The organism is Rhizomicrobium electricum, from assembly GCF_011762045.1.
Taxonomy (GTDB): domain Bacteria; phylum Pseudomonadota; class Alphaproteobacteria; order Micropepsales; family Micropepsaceae; genus Rhizomicrobium; species Rhizomicrobium electricum.
In genome coordinates this window covers 40,915-52,775 of sequence record NZ_JAASQS010000001.1, presented here as the reverse complement: position 1 = coordinate 52,775, position 11,861 = coordinate 40,915, and the positions used below count along the sequence as shown (strand labels likewise).

General features: G+C 59.6%; 14 protein-coding genes and 2 pseudogenes. 9 read left to right on the top strand and 7 right to left on the bottom strand.

The features are described 5' to 3' along the window. Positions 1–55: 55 nt before the first annotated feature. Both FHS84_RS21070 and FHS84_RS22320 read left to right on the top strand, forming a co-directional pair. Positions 56–394, top strand: coding sequence for a helix-turn-helix domain-containing protein (locus FHS84_RS21070; RefSeq protein WP_208393585.1), 339 nt, complete (start codon positions 56–58; stop codon positions 392–394). Further along, positions 391–567 (top strand): HipA N-terminal domain-containing protein, encoded by a 177-nt coding sequence (locus FHS84_RS22320; RefSeq protein ID WP_425061549.1) that lies wholly within the window; start codon positions 391–393, stop codon positions 565–567. Before FHS84_RS21070 ends, FHS84_RS22320 begins: the two co-directional genes overlap by 4 nt. A 77-nt stretch (positions 568–644) precedes the next feature. Here the strand turns inward: FHS84_RS22320 and FHS84_RS00270 are convergent. After that, positions 645–987: pseudogene (locus FHS84_RS00270) on the bottom strand (transposase); the annotation flags it as partial. Positions 988–1,286: 299 nt separating this feature from the next. On the opposite strand from FHS84_RS00270, the gene FHS84_RS00265 reads away from it, so the two are divergent. Then, positions 1,287–1,694: a DUF2177 family protein gene (locus tag FHS84_RS00265; protein WP_166929059.1), complete on the top strand. Its 408-nt coding sequence runs from the start codon at positions 1,287–1,289 to the stop codon at positions 1,692–1,694. Here FHS84_RS00265 and FHS84_RS00260 read toward each other — a convergent pair. The 3 genes from FHS84_RS00260 to FHS84_RS00250 form a co-directional block, all read right to left on the bottom strand. Then, positions 1,669–2,421: a DUF1295 domain-containing protein gene (locus tag FHS84_RS00260; protein ID WP_208393583.1), complete on the bottom strand. Its 753-nt coding sequence runs from the start codon at positions 2,419–2,421 to the stop codon at positions 1,669–1,671. The two genes, FHS84_RS00265 and FHS84_RS00260, sit on opposite strands and share 26 nt — an antisense overlap. Positions 2,422–2,488: 67 nt before the next feature. Next, a complete protein-coding gene (locus FHS84_RS00255; protein ID WP_166929055.1) occupies positions 2,489–3,133 on the bottom strand; it encodes a ChrR family anti-sigma-E factor in 645 nt (214 codons plus the stop codon). Beyond that, entirely contained in the window at positions 3,130–3,825 is a 696-nt protein-coding gene (locus FHS84_RS00250; protein WP_208393581.1) for a sigma-70 family RNA polymerase sigma factor, read from the bottom strand. Before FHS84_RS00250 ends, FHS84_RS00255 begins: the two co-directional genes overlap by 4 nt. A 77-nt stretch (positions 3,826–3,902) precedes the next feature. On the opposite strand from FHS84_RS00250, the gene FHS84_RS00245 reads away from it, so the two are divergent. Next, entirely contained in the window at positions 3,903–5,216 is a 1,314-nt protein-coding gene (locus tag FHS84_RS00245) for an NAD(P)/FAD-dependent oxidoreductase (RefSeq protein WP_166929053.1), read from the top strand. Beyond that, complete coding sequence (locus FHS84_RS00240) at positions 5,216–5,956, top strand: DUF1365 domain-containing protein (protein WP_166929051.1); 741 nt, start codon at positions 5,216–5,218, stop codon at positions 5,954–5,956. Before FHS84_RS00245 ends, FHS84_RS00240 begins: the two co-directional genes overlap by 1 nt. A 521-nt stretch (positions 5,957–6,477) precedes the next feature. Here the strand turns inward: FHS84_RS00240 and FHS84_RS22315 are convergent. Further along, positions 6,478–6,555 (bottom strand): annotated as a pseudogene (locus tag FHS84_RS22315) (hypothetical protein); the annotation flags it as partial. Positions 6,556–6,771: 216 nt separating this feature from the next. Between FHS84_RS22315 and FHS84_RS00230 the strand changes: the two are divergent. From FHS84_RS00230 to FHS84_RS00220, 3 genes are all read left to right on the top strand, one after another. After that, complete coding sequence (locus FHS84_RS00230; protein WP_166929049.1) at positions 6,772–6,978, top strand: helix-turn-helix domain-containing protein; 207 nt, start codon at positions 6,772–6,774, stop codon at positions 6,976–6,978. Next, the gene (locus FHS84_RS00225) at positions 6,975–8,252 is read left to right on the top strand and encodes a type II toxin-antitoxin system HipA family toxin (RefSeq protein ID WP_166929047.1); all 1,278 of its coding nucleotides are present in this window, start codon (positions 6,975–6,977) and stop codon (positions 8,250–8,252) included. Before FHS84_RS00230 ends, FHS84_RS00225 begins: the two co-directional genes overlap by 4 nt. Before the next feature lie 240 nt (positions 8,253–8,492). Then, a complete protein-coding gene (locus FHS84_RS00220) occupies positions 8,493–9,266 on the top strand; it encodes a DUF2285 domain-containing protein (RefSeq protein WP_166929045.1) in 774 nt (257 codons plus the stop codon). Position 9,267: 1 nt separating this feature from the next. Here FHS84_RS00220 and FHS84_RS00215 read toward each other — a convergent pair whose 3' ends face one another. Then, entirely contained in the window at positions 9,268–9,486 is a 219-nt protein-coding gene (locus FHS84_RS00215) for a DNA -binding domain-containing protein (RefSeq protein ID WP_243850556.1), read from the bottom strand. A 538-nt stretch (positions 9,487–10,024) separates the two neighbouring features. On the opposite strand from FHS84_RS00215, the gene FHS84_RS00210 reads away from it, so the two are divergent. Beyond that, positions 10,025–10,945 carry an ArdC family protein gene (locus FHS84_RS00210; protein ID WP_166929042.1) on the top strand — a complete coding sequence of 307 codons (921 nt, stop codon included), beginning with the start codon at positions 10,025–10,027 and terminating at the stop codon, positions 10,943–10,945. Between the two features lie 194 nt (positions 10,946–11,139). On the opposite strand, the gene FHS84_RS00205 is transcribed toward FHS84_RS00210, so the two are convergent. Beyond that, positions 11,140–11,829: a phosphatase PAP2 family protein gene (locus FHS84_RS00205; RefSeq protein ID WP_208393577.1), complete on the bottom strand. Its 690-nt coding sequence runs from the start codon at positions 11,827–11,829 to the stop codon at positions 11,140–11,142. Between the last annotated feature and the right edge of the window lie 32 nt (positions 11,830–11,861).

The window sequence follows — 11,861 nt, the reverse complement described above, 5'->3', positions numbered from 1 at the left end:
GCATCAAAAAATACACTCAAATAGGTGCTAAGGTACGAACTAGGCATAAAATTCAATGAGCTGCACCACCGCGACGAGCTTAAGACGAGCAGGTCTTTGGTTCTGGAATGTTACCGATCGGGAAGAAATTGCTTGTAAAGTCCCGCCATCATTGCCGATCTTACTGATCGGTAAGATGGAGCCCAAAATGGACGCTCAGGCTTTTGGCGCAATGGTCGCGCGCGCCCGCAAGGCATTGAATCTGACACAGCGCGACTTGGCTTTGGCCATCGATACCGGCGAGCGCTTCATTGTGGACCTCGAAGCCGGCAAGCCAACCGCCCAGCTCGGCAAGGCGCTCGCCGCCGCCCACGCGGTCGGCATTCGTCTGGTGGATGATCGCGCTCGGTCATGACCGACACGCCCATCTTCTGCCGCCAAACACTGGTGGCAACAATCACGGCCTCCGATGCGGGTCCGCGTATCCGCTACGACGCCGATTGGCGGGGCGCAGCCGGTGCATTTCCGATCTCGCTCAGCATGCCGTTTAGCGCCCCCGATTGGGGGACATCGCGACGCCCTGGCTGATTAATCTACTGCCAGAAGGCGAGCCATTGCGGACCATGACCCAAGCGCTTGGTGTCTCCCCGGATGATGCACAGGAACACACGACACGCCCGCCTGATGGATACGTCCCACTCCCCACGCATCTCGTCGACCAGCTTCCGCCTCCGGGCAGGCTTCAAAGTTTTCGGCGAAGGGCATCCTGCAGTATGGCATTGTCGAGGCTCAGATCGGCCACAACCTTCCGCAGCTTCGTGTTCTCATCCTCAAGCTGCTTCAGCCGGCGCATCTCGTCCGGCAGCAGCCATCGTACTTTTTCTTCCAATTGAAGTAGGTCGCCTGGCTGATCCCGGCCTTGCGACAGATGTCCGCGACCGGCATCCCATCCGCACCCTACTTCAGGATAAACGCCTTCTGGGCGTCCGTGAACTTCGAGGCATTCATCGTCTTCCGCTCCTCCCAAGCCCTTCGGAAGTTGCCGGAAAACTCTACCTCAAAACAATCCAATTTGCGGGGAGCAGATCACATTCGCGTTGCTCCGCATGACGTCCAACACAGAATTATAACGGCGGCGGGATACGGTTGGATCAACAAAATGAGCCGCCTATGCCGGCCATTCCACGATTATGTCGGCACTGATCCAATCGACGCCCAAACTCGTTCTAGCGTCCGGAAAAGAGACTATGTCCGCCGGGGAATGCCCGACATTCGTAAAAAAACCAACTAAAGGAGCGCGATAAGCTATGAGCAGCTTCCTGACCCGCTATATCTCGGCGCTAGTGCCATTTTTCCTGATTGACATGATCTGGCTGGGCCAAATGGCGCCGCGCTTCTACAAGCCGATCATGAATGATATTGCGCTGTCCGGCTTTCGGATTTTGCCCGCCGTCGCGTTTTATCTGCTGTTTCCGATCGGCATGGTGCTGTTCGTCGTCAATCCCAGCTTAAAATCGCAATCCTGGCAGCAAGCGCTTTATTTGGGGGCACTTTTTGGCGCCTTCACCTACGGCACTTACGATCTGACCAATCAAGCAACCTTGCGGAATTGGACGTGGCAATTGTCGCTGATCGATATCCTGTGGGGCAGTGTCCTGATCGCCGCCAGTTCGGCAATTTCTTACGCGATCAGCTTGCGTCTCGCCCCCGCTTAGGCGGCCAGGGAAAAAAGCGCGAAACCCGCGATTGATAGTGCGCAAAAGTACTGCCGCGAGTTTTCTGCAGGTGCATTTCCAGCGGTGGGATGCCGGACACGTAGACCAGCGTCCAATACATCACCGCGGGCGCGGCGAACGCCAGAGAACCGAAAACATAGGACCCATCGCCATCCGCGGCGATGATCGCGATCGCCAGCCAGCCGAGCCATTCGAAGAAATAATTGGGGTGGCGCGACCAGGACCACAGCCCGCGTTCACAGATCGCGCCATTGCCGCTGCGCCGGTGCAGCGCCAGCTGGTAATCGGCCAGCGCCTCGCCGCCGACCGCGATCAGCGCCAACCCGGCACCGACGATGTCCTGCACCCGTCCAAACCGGCCGGGATGATGCGCCGCAAGCCCCACGGCGATGGCCAACACGGCACCGACCAGCGCTTGCGACTGCAAAAAGAAGAACATCCGCTGCGCCGCCGCCGCCCCCCATTGCCGCGCCAGATGGGCATAACGCGGATCATCGGCAATTTTGGCGTTGCGCTTCATCAAATGGCCGCCGAGGCGGACCGACCAAAACAGCGCGACAACCGCCAGCAACACTTGCCGGAGGGGATCAGCGTCAAAGGGAACGAGCGCCACAATGGCGCCGACCAAGCCGACCGAAAACGTCCAACTGGAGTCCACCCAACGCGATGTTTGATGCCGCTGCTGGACCAGCCAAGCGGCGGCCATCAGGACCGCCATGCCGGCAACGGCCGACACTACGAGCAAGGCTAATCTGGCAGCATCCATGAGACGCCTATAAGCGCACGAAAGGCTGTATCAGCCGGCCCAGAATGCCGTTGATATCGAGCCTGCCGCGCATCGCCACGAGACAGACGCAATCGACGCCGTCGTCGATCAGCGGCCGGTGATCAACGCTGCTATCGCCGAAATCGAAATCACCAGGACCGAAATGACCATCCTTGTGACTGAAGCCGCCTTCGAGCACGCAGGTCATTTCAACACCGCTATGGGTATGTTCCAAAAGCCGCGTTCCCGGTCCCGCCTTGAGCAGGAAAACGCGCGCTAGGCTCGCATGCGGCAAGCGGATGGTGCGGGCCTGCAGCGCCGGCGCCACAGAACGCCATTCGTCGAATGGATACGTCTGCACAAAGCGCGGCAACCCCGCCATCTTTTGATGCGGAGGCGCCTTGGCGGGCGAAAAGCGTTCCGGCGCCTGCTGCAAGCGTGCTTCTACCGAGGCCAAGGCATCGGCGGACAGCGGCACCGGCGTCAGCTCCGCCAAAACGGAACCACCGGCCTGTTCCACCGCCCGGACGAAGGCGCGGCATTGCGCACACGCCAAAAGATGCGTTGCGATTGCGATATGTTCGCCAGCATCAAGCCGGCCCGCCCCATACGCGGCGAGCAACGCCTCGGACGGATGATGAGCGATACTCATGTTTCTTCACCCAGAAGAGAACGCAGACGTCTCATGGCAAGGCGCAAACGGGACTTCACTGTTCCAAGCGGAATTTTCAGCGCATCGGCGATCTCCGCATGCGGCCGATCCTGGAAGAACGACATTTCCACCACCCGGAGCTGGTCGGGCGGTAGCTGGGCCAGAGCATTGCGCACGTTGGCCTCGGTTTGTGTTTCGGCGAGGCGGGCATCGGGCAATGGGGCCTCGTCGATGTGAAACTCGTCATCGACATCGCCCGCCACCAGCGCACTTTCGCGCCGGGTGCGCCGCTTGGCATCGATCCGTAGGTTTCTGGCGATCGTAAAAATCCACGCCGAGGCGCTCGCGCCAGCCGGATCGAACAAGGCCGCCTTGCGCCACACCATCAGCATCGCCTCTTGTGCGAGCTCTTCGGCCTGCACCTCGCTTTCGCCCGAGCGCAGCATGAAGGATTTGATCCTGGGCGCGAAAAAGGCGAACAGTTCGGCAAACGCGGCGCGGTCGCCGCGAGCGGACACCGCCACGATCAGGACGGCCCAATCCGGCCGAATGGCATCCCTGTCCAGGCCCATCCCTTGTCCCATCAGCGTCCTGTCCCAAGACGGCACATACGGGCGTATCACGGACGACGCCGGCAGAATATCCTGTTTTAGCGCTGGCTCCATGTTCCAATAACGGGGGCTTGCGGACATCGGATCACCGGACCAGCAGTGATCCAGTGGGAACCAGCCCACGTTCTAAGCGGGCCTAATGGGAAGAAGGATGCTCGATGCCCTCGACGCTCAAGATTGCCGTGGTCGGGACCGGAATTTCCGGTCTCTCAGCCGCATGGCTGCTGTCGTCTCGGCATGAGGTTACCGTTTTTGAGGCCGCCGACCGGGTGGGCGGCCATTCCAATACCGTGAGTGTTGAAAGCGACGGCCAGGAGGTGCCCATCGATACTGGCTTCATCGTTTTTAACCACGTCACCTACCCCAATCTCTCGGCCCTTTTCCGGCATTTGGAGGTGAAGACGGAATTGTCGGAGATGTCGTTCTCCGTATCCCTGAACCAGGGCCGGCTGGAATACTCCTCGGAAGTCTTTTGGGGGCAGCTCCACAACTTCGTCCAGCCGCGCTTCTGGCAAATGCTTTACGACCTCAGGCGCTTCCACCAGCAAGCCCAATCCGATATCGCCCTGCTTGCGGCCGAACCGCTCAGCATCGGCGACTATCTTCGTTTGCGCGGCTTCAGCGATGCGTTTCGCGACAATTGCCTGCTGCCGATGGCGAGCGCGATCTGGTCGTGCGCTCCCGGTGAAATGCTCGCCTATCCCGCCATCGCTTTCGTCCGCTTTCAGGCCAATCATCAATTGCTGCGCTTTGGCAAGGCCCCTCCGTGGGAAACGGTCTGCGGCGGCTCGCGCGAATATGTGCGCCGCTTGATGAAGCCGCTTGCCGGCCGCATCCGCCTCAATACCGGCGTCGAAGCAATTGCACGCCAGAACGGCGTCGTCACCATCAAGGACAGCGCCGGACAAAGTGAAACCTTCGATCATGTCGTCGTTGCGTCGCACGCCGATCAGGCGCTCGCCATGCTTGCCGACGCCGACGCGGACGAACAGCGGTTGCTCGGGGCATTCCGCTACAGCCGAAATCACACCGTCTTGCACAGTGACGAAAGCCTGATGCCGACTCGGCGACAGCTATGGTCGAGCTGGAATTATATGGGCGAGGAGAACGGCAGGCTTTGCGTCACCTATTGGATGAACAGACTGCAAAACATCAAGGGCAACCGGCAATACTTCGTAACCCTCAACCCCATACGGCCACCGCGCGCCGGAACGCTTATACACGGCCAAATCTACGAGCACCCGCTGTTCGACGCCAACACCCATGCCGCTCAAAGCAAGCTTTGGCATTTGCAGGGCAAGCGCAACACCTGGTTCTGCGGCGCCCATTTCGGCGCCGGCTTCCACGAGGACGGATTGCAAGCCGGACTGGCCGTTGCCGAACAGCTCGGCGGCGTACGCCGGCCTTGGCAGGTCGCCAATGAATCGAGCCGCATCGTCATTGCCTCGAAAGACGTTTTGGAGCCCGCGTGATGGCATTTGCCTCGACGCTTTGTGTGGGTTCGGTGATGCACCGGCGGTTGGCGCCGCGCCGCCATCATTTCCGTTATAAGGCGTTCTGGCTGTTTCTCGATCTCGATGAAATTCCCGCCCATAGCCGCTCGCTGCGGTGGTTCTCCTATAACAAGCCCAATCTCTTCAGCCTCTACGACCGCGACCATGGCAACGGCAGCTCCGTGCCGCTGACCGATCAAATTCGCGAAGAGGCGAAAAATGCCGGCATTGCCGCCGAGAAGATTTTCGTTCTCCTGATGCCGCGGGTGCTTGGATACACCTTCAATCCCCTCAGCACATTCTTCTGTTACGACGCCGGCGGCGTACTAACCGCTATCCGCTACGAAGTGCACAATACGTTTGGCGAACGGCACACCTATCTTCTGCCGGTCGACGGCGCATCGGGACCGGTCAAGCAAACCTGCCGCAAAAGTTTTTATGTTTCGCCGTTTCTTGGCATGGCAATGAGATATGATTTCCGCGTCGCTCAGGATGATGATCGGATTAACATCGGCATCAATGTCAGCCACGACGATCAGTTAATGCTTTGTGCCGTGCTGACCGGCGAACATCAGCCATTGACCGATCGCAATCTGCTGAAGCTGTTCTTCGCCATTCCCCTGCAAACCTTTAAGGTAACCGCCGCCATTCACTGGCAAGCGCTTAAGTTATGGCGCAAGGGACTGCGAATTTTCCCGAAGACTCACCTCGGTCCTTGATCGCTTGCAAGCCGCACAGGTACGCGCGCTGGCAGACCTTGCGTCAGCGACGGGAATTGCGTCCACGACCCCGCCGCGACAGCCCGAGCGCGGCATGAACGTTTCTAATCGGCGGCCCTGAGCCGATATGGGTTCTAACGATGGTCCGCCGGGGCGCACGCGGGGGCGAAATCGGAACAAAAGCTGTTAAATCCGCAGTTAAAAACTCGGTTCGTTCTCAGCTAAGCCATGGAGCGGGCGAAGGGAAGCGAACCCTCGTATGCAGCTTGGGAAGCGGCGAAGTCTCGACTGCGCACGGGCCTTTACAGGAAAAACTGGAGTAGTGCAGACCCAGTTGGATCAACACGTTACGAAAGTCACGAAAAGCGCCTACACTACGTGCTTTCTGTAACCGGAGGAGGCACATGCGTTCCATTTTCCGCCGCCCTGATGCCTTCGAGCGCAGGGCGAATTTCACGGGCGTGCTTTCCGAAGTGCGCTTCGCGATGGTGGCTCGGGCAAATGCAGGAGATATTTGATGGTGTATCCGCGCCGCCTTCGGAGAGTGGCTGAATGTGGTGTGCTTCACAAAAAACATTGCCATTTTGGTCAGTAAACAATTGGTGGTCGCAATGGCGGATTGGCCATCTTTCAAGAAGTCCGATGATCGAAACCGTGGGCCTATTCGTCTGTTTTATTTGGGAATGCTTCCCGATCGGTAAGAAATGGCGATTTTGGAGTGCTGACGCTCCAATTTCTTACTGATCGGGAAGAATACTTCTTGCGCAGTGCCTCCCATGTGTTTATCTTACCGATCGGTAAGAAAAGAAACTTCCATGGATGCACAAGCTTTCGGTAGAATGGTCGCGCGGGCCCGCAAGGCGTTGGGTCTGACACAGCGCGACTTGGCTTTGGCCATCAACACTGGCGAACGTTTCATCGTCGATCTGGAAGCCGGAAAGCCCACCGCGCAGCTCGGCAAGGCGCTCGCCGCCGCGCAGGCAGTTGGTATCCATCTCGTTGATGGGCGGGCGCAGTCATGACCGACACGCCCATCTTCTTCCGCCAAACGCTAGTGGCGACGATTGCTGCCTCCGACGACGGTCTGCACATTCGCTACGATGCCGATTGGCGAAGCGCGGCCGGTACTTTTCCGATCTCATTGAGCATGCCGCTCAGCGCCGCCGATTGGGGGCCATCGGTCACAACGCCCTGGCTGATGAACCTCTTGCCGGAAGGCGAGCCGTTGCGCGCCATGACCCAAGCCCTCGGGGTCTCCCAGGACGACGTCATGGGGCTTATTGCCGAGACCGGGCGAGATCTCGCCGGCGCGCTGACCATCGGCAAGCCTCGCCCTGTGGAGAAGGATGAAACAATCGCCATTGCCGGGGCCGATCAGCTCGAACGCATTATCGAAGAGCTTCCCGCCAAGCCGTTTCTGGTTGGCGAAGAGGGTGTGTCGATGAGCCTTGCCGGGGCGCAGGAGAAGCTGCCGCTCGCGCTGCTCGACGGCAAGCTCGCCATCCCGGTTAACGGAACGCCGTCCACCCACATCTTGAAGCCCGATAATCCGCGGCTCGCGGGCAGTGTCCCGAACGAAGCGCTTTGTATGGTGCTGGCGCGGCGCTGCGGTCTCTCGGTGGCTCACGTGACAACGGGGCGCGCTGGGGCCCGCAGCTATCTCCTCGTGGAGCGCTTTGATCGTGGCCGCGACGGCGAGCGGATTTCGCGCCTGCATCAAGAGGATTTCTGCCAAGCACTTGGTAGGGCTCCCGCCGCCAAATATGAGCACAACGGAACCGGGCGAGCGGGGCCATCCCTTGCCGACATGTTCGCGCTCGTCCGGGCGCATATGACGGCGCGCGATATCACCCGCTTGCTCGACGCGGTGGTTTTCAACATCGCCATCGGCAACGTCGATTCCCACGCCAAGAACTATTCCATCCTTCTGCAGCCAAAGCGGGCTGAGTTGGCGCCACTTTACGATCTGATGTCCGGCATGGTCTGGGCGAACATTACCCTAAATCACGCCCAAGATATCGGCGGGCAGCGCCGAGGCCGGCATATCTATCAGCGCCATTGGCGGCGGATGGCAGCAGCGGCGGGTCTCTCGGAAACCGGCACCGTGCGCCGCGTCGGCCAATTGGTGTCGAAGCTGCTTGCCGAATTGCCTGCTGCAATCGAAGAAGTAACGGCCATGCCGACGGGCACGGAGTGGGTCGACACGTTCGCCGCGGCCATCAAAGAACGCGCCGAGACTGTCATGAACAATGCCCAGCGCGACGATGCCAACGACACGGAATCTAGTTCCGACTAAAAGCGGCTGTACGTTTACGCCGGATACCCGCGTCTGCTGGGCGACCGATAGGCGGTTTATGCCGTCTACGGACTAATTTCGCATAAAATGTTGTACTTACAATCGTGCGCATCTTGGCTTCGCAGGTTAAAATTCGTATAGATGGCGGCGTTGTACGGTTACTGTCTTGCTGGCATCGCAGCAGTCATCAACAACATTGCCGTGCAACCAACCTGAAACGGGAAATGGTGAGCGTGGCGCATGAGTATCCATCGACATGGGCAGCCCGCGGGAGCTGCCGATAAAACCGATCCTGCTCCTTATGAGTGGACACACAAGCTACCCAGTCTTGCCTGGGCTTGGGAGTTTCTGCGCCGTAACCCCAAATATCGCGCGGACTTCTCTGCCGGGCATGGGGATGCGCCCGTAGCTGCGGAACCTTCGTGTTGGCCACTGCTGCGGCTGACCGATCCCTCACAGGATGCGCTCTTCGCCGAGGTTTTTTGGCGCAAAGAGGCGTGTGTCTCGGTACTGCCGCTCGCAAGTGCGCCGCGCTCGTCAGACGAGCTAGCGCGTTCCTTGTCGCTTGATGGCGTGCAGTGTCGCGTCACAGTGATCGACGAAGGGGACGTCCATCACGTGCTCCTTAGCCAGGAAGGCCGATGGCTACAGTTGGAAGTGCATGGCCCCATGACCGGAGCCGTGCTTCTGACCCCGGCGCTGTTTCTCAGTAAGACCGCCAGCGGGCGGCTCACAGCGATGAAGCGCTTGAACGATGTGGTCACCCATGGTGTCCTGCGGCCAGAGCTCTATCCGCCAGAAGGGCGCGCCGTGCGCTTGGCAACCAAGCTTCTGGCGCTCGATGGTTGGCTCGCAAAGGCCCATTACCGGGATATTGCAATCCGACTATTCGGCGCCCAGCGGGTTGCGACGGAGTGGTCAGACCCAGGCAATCACATGCGCGATCATATCCGTCGCGCCGTCTTAAGCGGACGTGAAATGATGGAAAGCGGTTACCGCCGGCTGCTCGACTGATCTACTTGAGCAAGTCTTTGTAGCCTTGTGTGGTCATCCAGTGTGCACGGTTCAAGTGACTGGTGAGCGCTCGCTTGGCTCGGGTCGGCTCTGCAACCGGGTCGATGCCGAGGATACCGCGCGCCATATCCTCGTTGCAGACACCGTCACGCTCGGCATCGAGCAAACGGATGTAAATCGTGAAGTGTTCGCGGTCATAGTCGGTGACGTGATCCGACATGGGAACATCGTCTGCGATCTCGATCCTGCGTCCCATTGTGCCCCACGACAGACAGTCCGTAGGCGGACTGCATATATAGTCAGTGAAGCGAACGATAATCAGTTTGCGCGGTTGGTGCGATCAACGAATAGGCGATTTTCAAAGTTTTCCACGGAATTCCCGCGAGCGTTCTCTCCAATCTGTCGTTGTAGGCTGGGTGCCAGTTCCCGCCAGCGCTGCGCAGACATGGCGGTTTGACCGACACTGTCGGCTTCTGTCGCAGCGCTGACGGACGCGATCCTCATCAGGACCCACCTTCGCGTACCGCGAAAGTGGGACTTTTCTTTTAAGGGCCTCCCCTGAACCGCGGGGCAGGCGGCGCTCCCTTGTAGGCCCGCCGCGGCAGGCCGCAACACGCTCATCGCGTGTCCTCCATTGCATTTCGGCCTTTTAGGTGCGGCCCGCCTTCGATGGCGGGCCTCTTCGGTCGCATTTCGCCGCCCGCTCCGCATTTCCGGGGAAGGCGCGGTGGTTTTGAGATCGAGGCAGGAGACGCCGCATGCGCAACTCTTTGGAAAGTTCATCGGGACGGAACACGCTTTATCAGGACGTCACCGACCGCATCATTCGTGAGTTGGAAGAGGGGCGGGTGCCTTGGGTGCAGCCTTGGGATGGCGCAAGCTGTAGTCTCGGTTTGCCGCGCAATGCCGTCACCAGTCGGACCTATTCCGGCATCAATGTGCTTATTCTCTGGGATGCGGTGATTGTTCGCGGCTTTGCCGCCCAGCAATGGCTGACATTTCGCCAAGCCTTGGCCGCGGGTGGCAATGTGCGCAAGGGCGAGCGCGGCACTACCATCTGTTATGCTGACCGCTTCATTCCGCGCGACGAACGCCAGCGCGCCGCCGAAAGTGGCGAGGAACCCGCCGCCATTCCGTTCTTGAAGCGCTTTACGGTGTTTAATGTGGAGCAATGTGAGAATTTGCCGGAGACGGCCGCGAACACACAGGCCAGCTTGCGCGAAGCCGAGATCGTTCCCGCTGCCGAAGCCGTGATTGCCGCAACCGGGGCCGATATCCGTACCGGCGGAGGCGAGGCCTTCTATCATCGCACCGAGGACTATATCCGGGTGCCGCCGCAAACCGCGTTCTTCGACCCGATTAACTATTACCGCACCGTGTTTCACGAGCTTGGCCACTGGACGGGCCACGGATCGCGGCTGGCGCGCGACCTTACTAACCGCTACGGCAGCGAAGGATATGCCCGCGAGGAATTGGTGGCCGAGATGGCAAGCGCCTTTCTCTGTGCCAGCCAATCCATCACGCCGACCGTGCGCCACGCAGATTATATCGGCGCGTGGCTGACCGTTCTGCGCAACGATGCCCGTGCCATCTTCCAGGCCGCCAGTATGGCCTCGAAATCGGCTGATTTTGTCCTTGGATGCGCTGCCGGTGAGGTGCGAAGCGACTCCTTCGCCTGACAAATTCCGGGCGGTGCGCCCGCCAAATGCCCATCCCGCTATTACAACGATGGTCATTTTTGCGTGAGCGCTACCGTTCTGCGGGCGCGGGGCATCCTGCGCGCGCAGTATTTCAGCGAGGTGCATCGAAGTTATTATCGCCCCGAAAGGTAACAGATAGGATCTATGCTAATACTGTGCCGTTTCTGTATCCGCTATCTGCCGCTCTTGAGGGCCGTCCGCAATTCCATTTGCGCGAGCTTGAAATCGGCTTGGAAGGCACCAACTGTAAGTAACTCCTCAGCAACGGTCGTGCCGAGCACCTGACCGGCAACGATGTCGCTGCGATAATGCACGCCGCAGACGATGCGGTTTTCGGCGTAGGCCTTGGCGCGGTCGAGAATGGCCGGCGCCTTTTCCGGAATCATCGCGGCCAAGATGACTGCCATGCTGTAGGCCATGGTGGAATGACCGCTGGGATAGGACGACCGCGGAGCATCGCCGCGGGTGCAGGTCTTGAGCGCCGGATCGAGCACCCAGGGCCGGTTGCGCAAAAAAGTGTTCTTGGCAATTTTGGCGGCGGTTTTCTCCTCGTTGCGCACCGTGGCGAGCAGCGCCCAGGTTTTCGGCAGGGTCTTGAGATCAATGCCGACAACGCCATTGAAGACCGAGGCGTCTTCGGTTTTGTCGTCGGCGGCAGCCTGGTCAAAGTCGGCATCCGTCATGCCCTGCTGGGCCTGATGGATTTCGTCAAGTTCGCGCTTTTGTGCTGCCGAGCCGTCGGTGGGCGGTGAAGGCAGCAGTTGGGCTGGAGGCGTTGCCGGCAGGAGCTGTGTGTCCGCAGCGAAACCCGGCAGCATCAGGACGAGAGCCGTTGCGGCCGCCAAGATTGTGCGCTTCATCATGTCAGGTCCTCTCAAGGAAGATGGGGCGGCCA